Source organism: Paractinoplanes tereljensis, from assembly GCF_016862435.1.
In the GTDB taxonomy this organism is placed as follows: Bacteria; Actinomycetota; Actinomycetes; order Mycobacteriales; family Micromonosporaceae; genus Actinoplanes; species Actinoplanes tereljensis.
In genome coordinates this window covers 87,050-100,408 of the sequence record NZ_BOMY01000008.1, presented here as the reverse complement: position 1 = coordinate 100,408, position 13,359 = coordinate 87,050, and the positions used below count along the sequence as shown (strand labels likewise).

Here is a 13,359-nt window from a genome sequence, read left to right as displayed (position 1 = left end):
TCTCCTTGACAGGTGCTGCCGACCGCCAAACCGGCCCTGATCACCCTGACCATCCTGTCGTTCCAGGGCTCGTGGAACGAGTTCCCGCACACCCTGGTCTCGGTCCAGGACCCGTCGCTGTTCACCCTGCCGCGCGGGCTGGCCGACCTGGTGAGCGGGTCCCTGGGCGCGGGCACCCAATACCCCCTGAAACTGGGCGCCGCCCTGCTGGCCACCATCCCGGTAGCGATCATCTTCGTGGTCTTCCAGCGCTACTTCGTCCGCGACGCGAACGAGGGGGCCGAGCGAGGCTGAGCTGGCTGGATCGGGGCGGGTAGGTTGTCGGGCGATGAACGAGATGAGCGTGCGCGGCCGGTGGATCCGGGTCGCGGCCACCCTGATCTGCGGGGTGCTGTTGCTCGGCGGCACCCTGTTCGGGGTCGACGACGACTTTCCGTTCGGGCCGTTCCGGATGTATTCGACGGCGCCCGACCCGAACGGCGACGCCAAGGACACCCGGGTCGAGGGCACCGACACCCAGGGCCGCACGGTGCAGATCAACGAGAGCAACTCCGGCATCCGCCGGGCCGAGATCGAGGGCCAGGAGAAGGCGTACGTCGCTACGCCGTCCCGCCTGTCCGAGGTCGCCGCGGCCTACGCGGAACACTCGCCGGGCGCGACCCCGCTGACGTCGGTGCGGATCGTGGTGCGCTGGGTCGGCATCAAGCACGCCCGGCCGACCGGCGACTCCCGCGACGAGGTCATCGCCGAATGGACACGGCCATGAAGTGGCTCTTCGCGCCGGTGCCGCTGGGCCGGATCGCCGCCTTCCGCACCCTGGTCTATCTCTTCGTCGCGGCCGACCTGGTGATCTTCACGCCGTGGGTGCGGTCGCACGCCAACACGCCCGCTGAGCTCTACCGGCCGTTGCTGGTCGGCCGGCTGCTGCACCTGCCCACGCCGACGGCGCTGATCGTGCACTCGGTGTTCTGGGCGTTGATCGTGCTTGCCCTGGCCGCCGCGACCGGGCGGGCGCCGCGGCTGCTGGGCTGGGTCGTCTTCGCGCTGTACTTCGAGTGGATGATCATCGCGATGAGCTACGGCAAGGTCGACCACGACCGGGTCGGACTGCTCGTCGCACTCGCGGTGCTGCCGACGATCGGTCGGGCCCGGCATGGGGACAAGACACTCTCCGAGAAGGGTGGCTGGGCGCTGCGGGTCACCCAGATCGCCGTCATCTGCACTTACTTCCTGGCGGCCTGGGCGAAGCTGCGGTTCGGTGGGGTGGACTGGCCTACGAGTTCGGTGCTGGCTCAGGCGATCGTTCGGCGGGGCACCTGGCTGGCTGATCAGATCGCCGTCATTCCGGGGCTGCTGATCGTGGCTCAGTTCGGGATTATGGCGTTCGAGTTGTGCAGTCCGCTGATCTTTCTGGTTCCGCAGCGGTGGCGGTGGGCGGTGGTGACGTACTTCTACTCGTTCCACTTGATGACGTTCGCGACCATTACCATTTCATTCGCTCCGCACCTGGTCGCGATGACCAGCTTCCTTTCGCTGGAGAAGGTCCGGCCGATTGTCTGGGTTCGCCGTCTGCTTGGTCGGTCGGCTTACGCTGGGGCGGTTGGTGGCTCTCGCGCTGGGACGGGTGGTGGCTCTCGCGCTGGGACGGTTTTGGGCCGGGAATGACCATGCTGGGCGGTGAAGCATTTATGCCCTGCATGGTCATTCCCGGCCCAAAACCTTGCACGGTGACCCCTGACGGTCAGGAGACTGGTCACCCGCAGCCAGGTGCGTAGAGGGCTGGGCGGTCCCCTTCAGCACGGTGGTCTGGCTGCCGCGCTGTGGGCACGCCAGGACCGCCACTCCAGCAGGCCGGCCTGGGTGGTGGGGTCCGCGAGCGAAACCGTGCCGCCCACCCTCAAGTCAAAACCAAACCCTGTTGTGGTTGCGGTGGGGGAGGGTTGGCAAAGCTTTAAAAATCTTACGAGTTACGACTGCGGAGCAGTTGCCAGGCCGAGGGCGGCGACGGAGCGGTTCCGCAGTCAACTGCTCGAATTTAAGATATTGCGAGTTACGACTGCGGAGCAGTTGCCAGGTCGGGGGCGGCGACGGAGCGGTTTTCGCAGTCAACTGCTCGAAATCACGGGCGGTGCAAGATCTTTTAGAGATTTACCCACCTCTACCACCGTAACCACAACGGGGTTTGGTTTTGACTTAAGAGTGGGCGGCACGGTTTCGCTCGCGGACCCCACCACCCAGCCCGGCCCGCTTGAGTTGCGCGCCTGGAGTTACCACAGCGCGGCAGCCAGACCGCCTGCGGGAGGGGACCGCCCAGCCCGTTATGCACACAGCTGCGGGTGAGCCATCCCCTGGCCGTCACGGCTTACCGTGCAAGGTTTTGGGCCGGGAATGACCATGCAGGGCATAAATGCTTCACCGCCCAGCATGGTCATTCCCGGCCCAAAACCGTCCCAGCGTGAGAGACCCCGGTCTAGTTCTGACTCCCAAAGAGCAGATCCCGCTGAGCTTGAGGCAGCGAACAGGCAGCAGTCCCACCGGGAAGAAGATGGCGGTGCTCGGCAACCCAGCGATAGACCGGCCAGGCCGCCAGCCGGACCGGCCCAAGCTGGAGCGCCCCGCCGGCCAGCTCCCAGGCCCGCCCCGCGTCACGCAGCAGCAACGCGATGGCGTCCGGACCGGCCGCCGTAGCGCCGTCGCCCGCGACCCATTGAACGGCTTCCTCGCACTCCTCCTGGGACAGCCCCAGCGCGTCGAGATCGGCGAACTGCCATGGGATCACCCGTGCGTGGGTGGGGATGCGGCGTTCGATGAATTCGGCGCAGGTGGTGCAGAAAGCGCAGTCGCCGTCGTAAACGAAGGTCGGGGTCACGTTTCTATTCTGCGCTCAGCGAAACGTGGTAACGCAGTTGGGGGACGAGCATGTCGTCCACGTCGAGGGCGCGGCCGGCGCCGTCACGTTCCCACCCGGCCGTGCTGAGGAATTTGTGCATCGCCTGGTCCTGCTCGTAGAGCCAGGCGACCGCGTGGCTGAAACCGTCCTCGCGCCAGAGATCGACCGACGCCGAGAGCAGCCGGCTGCCGTGGCCCCGGCGGCCCCAGCGGGGCTCCACCAGCAGGTCGGTGATGGCCGCGTAGGTGATCGGCAGCGCCGGCTCCTCGGGCGCCAGCGCCTGCTCGTCGGCCGGGCCGGAGGCGGCGAAACCGACCACCTCGTTGGAGCTTTCGCCCTGCTCGACGGCGATCAGCACGCGGTGCCGGGAGGACGGGGGTGACTGGATCGCCTCGTCCCAGCCTCTGGCCAGGTAGGCCTCGTCCAGGTTGGCCAGGATGTGCGCGGGGAACATCCGCCGGTACGCGGTCCGCCAGGTCGAGAGCTGGATGCGGGCGATGTCGCCGGAGTCTTCCGGACGTGCCGGACGGACGAAGCCGAGTGCCATGACGGCGAGCCTACAGAGCCGTGGTGTAGCGCAACTCGGGCAGTTGTGCCTCTGTCCCACGCGGGGTGTACGTGTCGGTCGCACCGTCCGGTGCTAGATCCATCCGTTCGTAGAATTGGCGGGCGCGCGCGTTTTCGGCAAGCACCCATAGGCGCATTTCCCGGTAACCGCTTGCCTTGAGGGCCTCCTTTGCCGCGGTGAGCAATTGGCGGCCGGTGCCGTGTCCCCATTGCTCGGGTGCGACGTAGATGGCGTACAGCCCGCCGACGCTCGGGTCCGCCAGGTCGGGGCCGAAACTGGCGAAGCCGACGACGCGGCCGTCCTCCTCGGCGACCAGGGTGTGTGCGCCCTCCCGCGGGGGTTCGGTGCGGCGGCGCTCGGCGTTCGCGACCGGGTCGAGGGCGGCCAGGTAGTCGGCGGGGACGATGCCCGCGTAACCGGCCTGCCAGGTGCGTACGTGCACGTCGCCGACCGCGTCGTAGTCGGCCTCGGTGATCGGGCGGATCGTCATGACGCGATTTTGTCGTACCCCTGCTCTAGCGTGCTCGTCGATGGCACACGAAGAGCTCTCCGTCGCCCAGGCCCGGCGCATCGCGCTGGCCGCCCAGGGTTACGCCGACCCGCGACCGGGCGGCGCCACCGACATGCGCCACCTGCGCCGCGTGCTGCGCCGGCTGCACCTGATCCAGATGGATTCGGTAAACGTGCTCCAGCGCGCCCACTTCATGCCGCTCTACAGCCGGCTCGGCCCCTACCCGGTCGAGCTGCTCGACCGGGCGGCCTATCGAAAGCCCCGGGAGCTGTTCGAGTTCTGGGGTCACGAGGCGTCGCTGATCACCACCGACCTGCAGCCGCTGTTCCGCTGGCGGATGGCCCGGGCCGCCGACTTCGCCTGGGGCGGCATGGTGCGCATCGTGCGCGAGCAGCCCGAGCTGGTGTCCTGGGTGCTCGACGAGGTGCGCGGCCGCGGCCCGATCACGGCCGCCGAGATCGAGCACGACACCCCGCGCAACAAAGACCACTGGGGGTGGAACTGGTCGGTGGTCAAACAGGCGCTGGAGTGGCTCTTCTTCAGCGGCCAGGTGACCGCGGCCGAGCGCACGACGTCGTTCGCCCGCCGCTACGACCTGCCCGAGCGGGTGCTGCCGGCCGCGGTGCTCGACGCGCCGACCCCGGCCTACCCCGATGCGATCCGGGCCCTGGTCGGCCTGTCGGCGCGGGCGTTGGGGGTGGCCGCCGAGCGGGAGCTGCGCGATTACTTCCGGCTGCCGGTTGAGGGCTTCAAGCAGGCGGTCGCCGAGCTGGTGGAAGACAAGGTGCTCACCCCGGTGACGGTGCGCGGCTGGAAGCAGCCGGCTTACCTGCACCACGAGGCCAAGCTGCCCCGCTGGGTGCGGGCGGCCACCCTGGTCAGCCCGTTCGACCCGCTGATCTGGGAGCGGGAACGCACCGAGCGGCTGTTCGACCTCAACTACCGCATCGAGATCTACGTGCCGGCCGCGCAGCGCCTCTACGGCTACTACGTCCTGCCGTTCCTGCTGGGCGACCGGTTCGTGGCCCGGGTCGATCTCAAGGCCGACCGCAAGGCCGGCGTGCTGCGCATCCCGGCAGCCTGGCTGGAGCCCGGCGCCGCCCCCGACGAGACGGCCGAGGCACTCGCCGTCGAGTTGCATCGGCTGGCCGGTTGGCTGGGCCTGACGGCGGTGGAGGTGCCCGAGCGGGGAGACTTCGCGGGCCCGCTGGCCAGTGCCCTCGCCGGTGTACCGTGACGGCCATGGTTGTGGAAGGCCCCCCGGTCCCCCCGGAGTGGTATGCACCGCCCCGTCCCGACCCGGTGACCCGTTTCGTGCAGCGCGTCTGGACCCGCTCGCCGATCTGGGCCGCACCGGTCGCCCTGCTCGCCTGCATGGGCGGCGCCGTGGGCTACACGCTGGCCACTCATCCGGCCGAGGCCGCCGCCGGTGACGCACCCACCTGCCTGCTGAAATACACCACCGGCTTCGTCTGCCCGGGTTGTGGCGGCACCCGCGCCGCTTGGTATTTGTTGCACGGCGACATCCCGGCCGCGGCCCGGCACCACCTGATCTTCACGTTCGCGGTGCCGTTCCTGCTTTATATGTATGTTGCATGGGCCGGTAAGCGGTTGTTCAACTGGAAGCTGCCGCAGCTCACCGTGGGTCCGGGCGTGATGATCGCATTCGTGGCGATCTGGGGCGTGTGGAGTGTCCTGCGTAACCTGCCCTGGGCCCCGTTCACCGCTTTCTACGTCTGACCGGAGCGTCCGATAGGTTGTGGGGTATGACGCACGACCCGCGACCCTTCGGACGGCTGTTGACCGCCATGGTCACTCCGTTCGCCCCGGACGGCTCCCTCGACGTCGAGGGCGCGGCGAAATTGGCCACCTATCTCGTTGACGAGCAGCGCAACGACGCGCTCGTGATCTCGGGGACCACCGGCGAGTCGCCCACAACTTCTGACGCGGAGAAGGACACGCTGCTCCGCGCGGTGGTCGAGGCGGTCGGCGACCGGGCCCGGGTGGTGGCCGGTGTGGGCACCAACAACACGGCCCACACGGTGGAGCTCGCCCACGCGGCCGAGAAAGCGGGTGCGCACGGCCTGCTGGTCGTGACGCCCTACTACAACAAGCCGCCGCAGGCCGGCGTGGCTCGGCACTTCCTGACCGTCGCCGACTCGGTCGGCCTGCCGATCATGGTCTACGACATCCCGCACCGGGCCGGCACGGCGATCGCCACCGAGACCATGTGCCGGATCGCCGAGCACGACCGGATCGTCGCGGTCAAGGACGCCAAGGGCGATCTGATCGCCTCCTCGTGGGTGACCACCCGCACCGACCTGGCCTACTACTCCGGCGACGACGCGGCCACGCTGCCGCTGCTCTCGATCGGCGGGGTCGGCCTGGTCGGCACCTCCACCCATTTCACCGGCCCGATCGCCAAGGACATGATCGAGGCGTACGAGCGGGGCGACGTCGCCGCCGCACTCAACCTGCACCGGCAGGCTTTGCCGCTGTTCACCGGCATCTTCCGGTCGCCCGGCACCATGCTGGTGAAGGCCGGTCTGCGAGCGAAGGGACTGCCCGCGGGCCCGGTCCGGTCGCCGCTGGTCGACGCGGCCGACGAAGAACTGAACCAACTGCGCGAGGACGCCGCTGAAGCCGGAATTGTCCTCTGATAAAAGAAAGACGCAAATGAGTCAAGCTCACGTGGAGCTGGAACCGCCGCCGCCGCTGCCGGAAGGCGCCCTGCGCGTCACCCCGCTCGGTGGGCTCGGTGCCATCGGCCGCAACATGACGGTGCTCGAATTCGACGGCAAGCTGCTGATCATCGACTGCGGGGTGCTTTTCCCCGATGTCGAACAGCCGGGCGTCGACCTGATCCTGCCCGACTTCACCCCGATCCTCGATCGCCTCGATGACATCCAGGCGATCGTGCTCACCCATGGCCACGAGGACCACATCGGTGCCGTGCCCTACCTCCTGGCCCACAAGGCGGACATCCCGCTGGTCGGTTCGGAGTTCACCCTGGCGCTGGTCGAGGCCAAGCTGGCCGAGCGCCGGCTGGACCCCTACACGCTGACCGTGCGGGAGGGCGGCACCGAGCGGCTCGGGCCGTTCGACTGCGAGTTCTTCGCGGTCAACCACTCGATTCCGGACGCGCTGGCGGTCGCCGTGCGCACCCCGGCCGGCCTGGTGCTGCACACCGGCGACTTCAAGATGGACCAGGTGCCGCTGGACGGCCGCATCACCGACCTGGCCGGCTTCGCCCGGCTCGGCTCGGAGGGCGTCGACCTGCTGCTGTCCGACTCGACGAACGCCGAGGTGCCCGGCTTCGTGGCGCCCGAGCGGGACATCGGCCCGGTGCTCAGCCGCATCTTCGGCAAGGCCCAGGGCCGCATCATCGTGGCCAGCTTCGCCTCGCACGTGCACCGGGTGCAGCAGGTGTTCGACGCCGCCTGGGAGTACGACCGTAAGGTCGCCCTGATCGGCCGCTCGATGGTGCGCAACATGGGCATCGCCCGCGACCTCGGCCTGCTGAACGTGCCGGACGGCCTGCTGGTCAGCCTGGACGAGGCCACCAACCTGCCGGGCGACGAGATCGTCTTCATGTCGACCGGGTCGCAGGGCGAGCCGATGAGCGCGCTCGGCCGGATGGCGACCGGCGACCACCGGCACATCACCATCACCTCGGGTGACACCGTGGTGCTGGCCAGCTCGCTGGTGCCGGGCAACGAGACCTCGGTCTACCGGGTGATCAACCGGCTGTCCCGGGCCGGCGCGACAGTGGTGCACAAGGAGACGGCCAAGGTGCACGTCTCCGGGCACGCCCCGGCCGGCGAGCTGCTCTTCCTGCTCAACGTGGTGCGCCCGAGCAACCTGATGCCGGTGCACGGCGAGTGGCGGCACCTGCGTGCGCACGCCCAGCTGGGCATCGAGTCGGGCGTCGCGCCCGACCGAGTGGTCCTCTGCGAGGACGGCGACGTGGTCGACCTGGTCGAGGGGCACGCGCGGCACGTGGGCCGGGTCCCGAACCGGTACGTGTACGTGGACGGCCTCGCGGTCGGCGACGTCAGCGAGTCGCTGCTCACCGAGCGGCGCATCCTCGGCGACGGCGGTTTCATCTCGGCCACCGTGGTGATCGACTCGGTGACCGGCAAGGTGGTCGGCGAACCGAGCATCTCGGCCAAGGGATTCAGCGAGGACCCGGACGCGTTCAGCCCGGTGATTCCGCTGCTCACCGCGGCCCTGCACCGCTCGGCCGAGGACGGCATCACCGACACCCACCAGCTGCAGCAGGTCGTGCGGCGCACGGTCGGTCGCTGGGTGAACGACGCCTACCGGCGCCGGCCGATGATCGTGCCAACTGTCGTAGAAGTCTGATTCACAGGAACCAATTTCAACCATCGGCGATCCTCCTGCGTACCTCTGGGCACGGTGCCGCCCCCACGGCACCCGTGGCGAGGGGAGTACCTCAAGATGCAGCGCAGCAGGATCGTCGTGGCGGCGGCGGTCGTGGCGGCGGCCGGAGCGGCAGTGGCTTTCACACTGCCCTCCATGGCCGGCACCACGCCGACTGCCGGCAAGGGCGCCTCCACGAAGTCCGATGTGGCCCCGCAGATTCTTGCGGCCATGGCCCGGGACCTCGGTCTGGACGGCGACCAGGCGACAGCACGCCTGAAGCGTTCGGAATGGGCGAGCGGAGTTTCGGCGCGACTTGCCGCCGAGACCGGCGCCGACTTCGGCGGGGCGTGGCTGGCGACCGACGGGACCACGCTGAAGATCGCCGTGACCGACTCGGACGCGGAAGCCGCCGTGCGTAAGGCCGGAGCTGTTCCGGTGCTGGTCAAGCGCAGTGAGCAGACGCTCGTGACGGCCAAGGAGAAGCTGGACGCGGCGCTGACCGACGCGACCGGCCTCACCGGCTGGTACGTGGACGTGGCGACCAACAAGGTGATCGTCGTGGCGAAGCCGAGTGCGGATGTCGAGGCGAAGACGCTCGCCAAGGCGGCCGGTCTCGCGAGCGACGCCGTCAAGGTCACCACCAGCACGGCCTCGCCGAAGACGCTCGCCGACATCCGCGGTGCCGACGCGTACTTCATCGCCGTCGACGGCGGTACGGCCCGGTGCTCGATCGGCTTCTCGGTGGAGGGCGGCTTCGTGACCGCCGGCCACTGCGGCGCGGTCGGCGACAAGACCTTCGCCAACGCCCAGGGCACGGCCCAGGGCACGGTGGCTGCCTCGGTCTTCCCGGGCGACGCCGACATGGGCTTCGTCGAGGTCGGCGCCGGCTTCACGCCGCAGCCGGTGGTCAACGACTTCAACAACAACCTGCTGCCGGTGGCCGGCAGCACCGAGGCCCCGGTCGGCGCGGCGGTGTGCCGTTCCGGCTCCACCACCGGCACCTTCTGCGGCACGATCCTCGCCAAGAACCAGACCGTGGTCTACCCGGAGGGCCAGGTCACCGGCCTCACCCGGACCAACGTCTGTGCCGAGGGCGGTGACTCGGGCGGCTCGTGGCTCTCCGGCGACCAGGCGCAGGGCGTCACCTCCGGTGGCTCCGGCGACTGCACGGTCGGCGGCGAGACCTTCTTCCAGCCGGTCAACGAGATCCTCGCGACCAACGACCTGACCCTGGTCACCACCGGCGACACCGGCGGCGACGCGTCGGCTCCGCCGGCCACCGAGCCGACCGAGTCGGCCACCGCGTGCGACGACCAGCAGGTGCAGCGGACCGGCAACATCCGGGCCGGGGCCGCGCAGGCTCAGCCGAACGGTGGCGCCTACCGGGCCAACGCCGGCCAGCAGACCGCCTGCCTGGACGCGCCCGACGGCACCGACTTCGATCTGGTCCTGCAGCGGTTGACCAACCGCGGCTTCCGTAACGTCGCGCAGGCCTCCGGCGACGGCGACAAGACGCTGAGCGTGAACGTGCGCTCCGGCACCTACCGGTACGTGGTCGTGGCTACCTCCGGCTCCGGCGCGTACACCCTGGGGTTCAGCGCCCCGTAACGGATACGGCGGCTGTCGCCCCACCTGCCGGGGGTGACAGCCGCCGTACCGTGAATGTCATGTGGGAAGCCGTCGCGTACGCCGCAGTGGTCACGCATTTCGCGTTTCTGGCCCTGGGCATACTCGGCGGCTTCGTCGCGTGGCGGTGGCCGTGGCTGATCTGGCTTCAGATCGCCGCGGCCTCGTGGCTCGTGCTGGTGGTGGCGGCCAGCCTGCCCTGCCCGCTCACCTGGGTCGAGGATCAGGCCCGGCAGCGGGCCGGCCGCCCGGCGCATGTCGGCGGTTTCCTCGACAACCACGTGGCGGGCGTGTTCTACCCCGTCGGGCACGAGGCGACCGCCCGGCTCGTGGTCGCCCTGGTGATCGTCAGTTCGTGGGCCGGTCTTGCCGTAGTTCTGCGACGGCGTCGGCGAGCTGGCAGCCCGTCGCGATTCCGCAGATCATCACCTGATCGAGCTGCTCGGCGGTGACGCCTTTCTCCCAGTCGGCGACCACCTCCCCGATCACGTTGACCGTCCCGTCGTCCTGGATGTGCACGTACGCCTTCGGCCAGAGGCGGTCGTGGTTCCACGCGTTGCAGAACTCGTAGAGCCGGGTCACGTCCTCCATCCCGAAGACGTGTTGCACCATCGCGCGGACCTGCAACATCTCGCGCCGGTCACCGATCTGGAAGAAATAGACCAGGTTGCCCTGGAAGTTGCCGACCACATCGCCGTCGGCATCGACCATGAACGAGAACTTGCGGTCGTCCAGCACGGACTTGATCATTTCGTGGGTCAAAGCCTGCACGGGAGCGATCCTAGGCCGCCGCGGTCCGAAAAGAGGGTGCCGCGCGCCTTCACGTTAGCTGTGTGTATCGACGCTACGGTGTAGCTCATGGCGGGCCGAACTCCTCCGGCGAGCCGGGGCCGCGCCACGTCGCGCGGCGCCGCGACGACGCGTGCCCGGCAACCAGCACGTCAGCCGGCTCGGAAGAAGGCCGCCGCGCGCCCCCGGGCCTCGGCTGCGCGCACGCGGCCCTCGATGGGTTCGGCCGTCGCCACCGGCGTCGGTCGCGGTCTCGGCGCGCTCTGGATGGGTGTGGCGCACAGCGTCGGCTGGGTGGCCCGCGGCGTCGGCAAGCAGGCCGCCACCGCCAAGGAGATCGACCCCGAACACCGCCGGGACGGCGCCGGCCTGCTGATGCTCGGCCTGGCGATCCTGATCGGGGTCGCGGTGTGGGTGGGCAGCGCCGGACCGGTCGGCAAGTGGCTGGCCGACGCGGTGCGGTTGTTCTTCGGCGGGCTCGCGGTGCTGCTGCCTCTGCTGTTGCTCTACGGCGCGGTGCGACTGATGCGCAAGCCGGCCGATCCGGAGCACCGCGGCCGCAGCGTGGTCGGCTGGGGCGCGATCATCCTGGCCACCGCGGCGCTCCTGCACATCGCCCAGCAGCCCCGCGACGACCTCGACATGGACCGGGCGGGCGGCCTGCTCGGCCTCGGCGTCGGCGGGCTGCTGGAGAGCGCGGTGACCGGCTGGGTAGCCGTACCCCTGCTGGTGTTGCTCTTTGTCTTCGGTCTTCTGGTGATCACCGCGACGCCGATCAACCGGATCCCGGAGCGGCTGATGCTGCTGGTCGACGTCATGACCGGCCGGTCGACCGAGCGCGCCCCGCTGCCCCCGCTGGACGAGGACGACCTCGAGCTGGACGACGAGCCCGCGCCGGCCCGGCGACCGGCCCGCCGCCGGCAGGGCTCACTCGCCGACATCGGTCTCGCGGCCGAGGAACCGTCCGAGGACGACGACATCCTGCATGACGTCGTCCCGGTGCCGAAGGTTCCGGCCAGCCGGAAGAAACCGCCCACCCCGCCCGAGCACACGCCGGCGCCGCCCACCCGGGCCGAGCAGCTGGAGATCTCCGCGGTGGCCGGCGACTACCGGCTGCCGCCGCCGACGCTGCTCGCCAGCGGTCCGCCGGCCAAGGCCCGCAGCCGCGCCAACGACGAGATCATGGCCGCCCTCACCGGGGTGTTCGAGCAGTTCAACGTCGACGCCGTGGTCACCGGGTTCACCCGCGGCCCGACCGTCACCCGCTACGAGGTCGAGGTCGGCCCGGGCGTCAAGGTCGAGCGGATCACCCAGCTCTCCCGCAACATCGCGTACTCGGTGAAGTCGCCGGACGTGCGCATCCTCAGCCCGATCCCGGGCAAGAGCGCGGTCGGCGTCGAGATCCCCAACACCGACCCGGAAAACGTGTCGCTCGGCGACGTGCTCCGGTCGCGGGCGGCGACCACCAACCACCACCCGATGGTGGTCGCGCTCGGCAAGGACATCGAGGGCGGCTTCGTGGTGGCCAACCTGGCCAAGATGCCGCACATCCTGATCGCCGGCGCCACCGGCGCGGGCAAGAGCTCCTGCCTCAACTCGCTGCTGGTGTCCATCCTGACCCGGGCCACCCCCGACGAGGTGCGCTTGCTGCTGGTCGACCCGAAGCGGGTGGAGATGACGGCGTACGAGGGCATCCCGCACCTCGTCACGCCGATCGTGACCAACCCGAAGAAGGCCGCCGACGCCCTCGAATGGGTGGTCAGCGAGATGGACATGCGCTACGACGACCTGGCCGCCAACGGGGTGCGGCACGTCGACGACTTCAACCGCAAGGTCCGCAGCGGCGAGATCGTGGCGCCGCCGGGCAGCGAGCGGGAGATGAAGCCCTACCCCTACCTGCTGGTGATCGTCGACGAGCTGGCCGACCTGATGATGGTGGCGCCGCGCGACGTGGAGGATTCGGTCGTCCGGATCACCCAGCTGGCCCGGGCCGCCGGCATCCACCTGGTGCTGGCCACCCAGCGCCCCTCGGTCGACGTGGTCACCGGCCTGATCAAGGCCAACGTGCCGTCCCGGCTGGCGTTCGCTACGTCTTCGCTGGCCGACTCGCGGGTCATCCTCGACCAGCCCGGCGCCGAGAAACTGCTCGGCCGCGGCGACGGTCTCTTCCTGCCGATGGGCGCCTCCAAGCCGACCCGGATCCAGGGCGCCTGGGTGGACGAGAAAGAGATCGCCGAGGTCGTCAAGTTCTGCAAGGAGCAGCGCGAGCCGGAGTTCCGGGAGGGGGTCACCGACGCCCCGCCGAGCAAGAAGAAGCAGATCGACGAGGAGATCGGCGACGACCTCGAGGTGCTGATGCAGGCCATCGAGCTGGTCGTGACCAGCCAGTTCGGCTCGACGTCGATGCTTCAGCGCAAGCTGCGGGTCGGCTTCGCCAAGGCCGGCCGGCTGATGGACCTGATGGAGTCCCGCGGCATCGTCGGGCCGACCGAGGGCAGCAAGGCTCGCGATGTGCTGATCAAGCCGGACGAGCTCGAGAGTGCTCTGTCCGAGCTGCGGACGGACAGCTGACGCCCGGCCGGAAAAGGC

Annotated in this window: 14 protein-coding genes; 10 read left to right on the top strand and 4 right to left on the bottom strand. The window is 69.5% G+C overall.

Going from position 1 to position 13,359, the window contains the following annotated elements:
• The first annotated feature begins 12 nt into the window (after positions 1 to 12).
• From Ate02nite_RS06090 to Ate02nite_RS06080, 3 genes are read left to right on the top strand one after another with little or no spacing between them, the layout of a single operon-like run.
• Entirely contained in the window at positions 13 to 294 is a 282-nt protein-coding gene (locus Ate02nite_RS06090) for an ABC transporter permease family protein (protein ID WP_239147158.1), read from the top strand.
• Between the two features lie 34 nt (positions 295 to 328).
• Complete coding sequence (locus Ate02nite_RS06085; protein WP_203800247.1) at positions 329 to 766, top strand: hypothetical protein; 438 nt, start codon at positions 329 to 331, stop codon at positions 764 to 766.
• Positions 763 to 1,665, top strand: coding sequence for an MFS transporter permease (locus Ate02nite_RS06080; protein WP_239147157.1), 903 nt, complete (start codon positions 763 to 765; stop codon positions 1,663 to 1,665). The genes Ate02nite_RS06085 and Ate02nite_RS06080 overlap by 4 nt, the downstream gene beginning before the upstream one ends.
• 805 nt (positions 1,666 to 2,470) lie before the next feature.
• On the opposite strand, the gene Ate02nite_RS06075 is transcribed toward Ate02nite_RS06080, so the two are convergent.
• Genes Ate02nite_RS06075 through Ate02nite_RS06065 form a run of 3 tightly spaced genes read right to left on the bottom strand, consistent with a single transcriptional unit; the run spans position 2,471 to position 3,948 of the window.
• Complete coding sequence (locus tag Ate02nite_RS06075) at positions 2,471 to 2,869, bottom strand: thiol-disulfide oxidoreductase DCC family protein (RefSeq protein ID WP_203800245.1); 399 nt, start codon at positions 2,867 to 2,869, stop codon at positions 2,471 to 2,473.
• Between the two features lie 4 nt (positions 2,870 to 2,873).
• Entirely contained in the window at positions 2,874 to 3,437 is a 564-nt protein-coding gene (locus Ate02nite_RS06070; protein ID WP_203800243.1) for a GNAT family N-acetyltransferase, read from the bottom strand.
• Positions 3,438 to 3,447: 10 nt separating this feature from the next.
• On the bottom strand, positions 3,448 to 3,948 hold the full coding sequence (locus Ate02nite_RS06065) for a GNAT family N-acetyltransferase (protein WP_203800241.1): 501 nt from the start codon (positions 3,946 to 3,948) through the stop codon (positions 3,448 to 3,450).
• A gap of 40 nt (positions 3,949 to 3,988) precedes the next feature.
• On the opposite strand from Ate02nite_RS06065, the gene Ate02nite_RS06060 reads away from it, so the two are divergent.
• The 6 genes from Ate02nite_RS06060 to Ate02nite_RS06035 all read left to right on the top strand — a co-directional run bounded on the left by Ate02nite_RS06060 (position 3,989) and on the right by Ate02nite_RS06035 (position 10,433).
• Complete coding sequence (locus Ate02nite_RS06060; protein ID WP_203800239.1) at positions 3,989 to 5,206, top strand: winged helix-turn-helix domain-containing protein; 1,218 nt, start codon at positions 3,989 to 3,991, stop codon at positions 5,204 to 5,206.
• 5 nt (positions 5,207 to 5,211) lie between these two features.
• Entirely contained in the window at positions 5,212 to 5,709 is a 498-nt protein-coding gene (locus Ate02nite_RS06055; RefSeq protein WP_203800236.1) for a DUF2752 domain-containing protein, read from the top strand.
• Positions 5,710 to 5,735: 26 nt separating this feature from the next.
• Positions 5,736 to 6,629, top strand: coding sequence for a 4-hydroxy-tetrahydrodipicolinate synthase (dapA, locus tag Ate02nite_RS06050; RefSeq protein ID WP_203800233.1), 894 nt, complete (start codon positions 5,736 to 5,738; stop codon positions 6,627 to 6,629).
• Positions 6,630 to 6,645: 16 nt separating this feature from the next.
• Complete coding sequence (locus Ate02nite_RS06045; protein ID WP_203800230.1) at positions 6,646 to 8,334, top strand: ribonuclease J; 1,689 nt, start codon at positions 6,646 to 6,648, stop codon at positions 8,332 to 8,334.
• 96 nt (positions 8,335 to 8,430) lie between these two features.
• Positions 8,431 to 9,963: a S1 family peptidase gene (locus Ate02nite_RS06040; protein ID WP_203800227.1), complete on the top strand. Its 1,533-nt coding sequence runs from the start codon at positions 8,431 to 8,433 to the stop codon at positions 9,961 to 9,963.
• A gap of 59 nt (positions 9,964 to 10,022) precedes the next feature.
• Complete coding sequence (locus Ate02nite_RS06035; protein WP_203800224.1) at positions 10,023 to 10,433, top strand: DUF2784 domain-containing protein; 411 nt, start codon at positions 10,023 to 10,025, stop codon at positions 10,431 to 10,433.
• Here Ate02nite_RS06035 and Ate02nite_RS06030 read toward each other — a convergent pair.
• Positions 10,330 to 10,752, bottom strand: a complete 423-nt coding sequence (locus tag Ate02nite_RS06030) for a YbjN domain-containing protein (protein ID WP_307873273.1) — start codon at positions 10,750 to 10,752, stop codon at positions 10,330 to 10,332. The two genes, Ate02nite_RS06035 and Ate02nite_RS06030, sit on opposite strands and share 104 nt — an antisense overlap.
• Before the next feature lie 87 nt (positions 10,753 to 10,839).
• Here Ate02nite_RS06030 and Ate02nite_RS06025 point away from each other — a divergent pair, with 87 nt between their 5' ends.
• On the top strand, positions 10,840 to 13,341 hold the full coding sequence (locus Ate02nite_RS06025) for a DNA translocase FtsK (protein WP_203800223.1): 2,502 nt from the start codon (positions 10,840 to 10,842) through the stop codon (positions 13,339 to 13,341).
• The last annotated feature ends 18 nt before the right edge of the window (positions 13,342 to 13,359 follow it).

What these genes read in the sequence shown, in the direction of transcription:
- Ate02nite_RS06035 (WP_203800224.1), top strand. Translation starts at nt 10,023, where the DNA reads ATGTGGGAAGCCGTCGCGTACGCCGCAGTGGTCACGCATTTCGCGTTT.
- Ate02nite_RS06070 (WP_203800243.1), bottom strand. Translation starts at nt 3,437, where the DNA reads ATGGCACTCGGCTTCGTCCGTCCGGCACGTCCGGAAGACTCCGGCGAC.
- Ate02nite_RS06085 (WP_203800247.1), top strand. Translation starts at nt 329, where the DNA reads ATGAACGAGATGAGCGTGCGCGGCCGGTGGATCCGGGTCGCGGCCACC.
- Ate02nite_RS06040 (WP_203800227.1), top strand. Translation starts at nt 8,431, where the DNA reads ATGCAGCGCAGCAGGATCGTCGTGGCGGCGGCGGTCGTGGCGGCGGCC.
- Ate02nite_RS06045 (WP_203800230.1), top strand. Translation starts at nt 6,646, where the DNA reads ATGAGTCAAGCTCACGTGGAGCTGGAACCGCCGCCGCCGCTGCCGGAA.
- Ate02nite_RS06055 (WP_203800236.1), top strand. Translation starts at nt 5,212, where the DNA reads ATGGTTGTGGAAGGCCCCCCGGTCCCCCCGGAGTGGTATGCACCGCCC.
- Ate02nite_RS06060 (WP_203800239.1), top strand. Translation starts at nt 3,989, where the DNA reads ATGGCACACGAAGAGCTCTCCGTCGCCCAGGCCCGGCGCATCGCGCTG.
- Ate02nite_RS06065 (WP_203800241.1), bottom strand. Translation starts at nt 3,948, where the DNA reads ATGACGATCCGCCCGATCACCGAGGCCGACTACGACGCGGTCGGCGAC.
- dapA (WP_203800233.1), top strand. Translation starts at nt 5,736, where the DNA reads ATGACGCACGACCCGCGACCCTTCGGACGGCTGTTGACCGCCATGGTC.
- Ate02nite_RS06080 (WP_239147157.1), top strand. Translation starts at nt 763, where the DNA reads ATGAAGTGGCTCTTCGCGCCGGTGCCGCTGGGCCGGATCGCCGCCTTC.
- Ate02nite_RS06025 (WP_203800223.1), top strand. Translation starts at nt 10,840, where the DNA reads ATGGCGGGCCGAACTCCTCCGGCGAGCCGGGGCCGCGCCACGTCGCGC.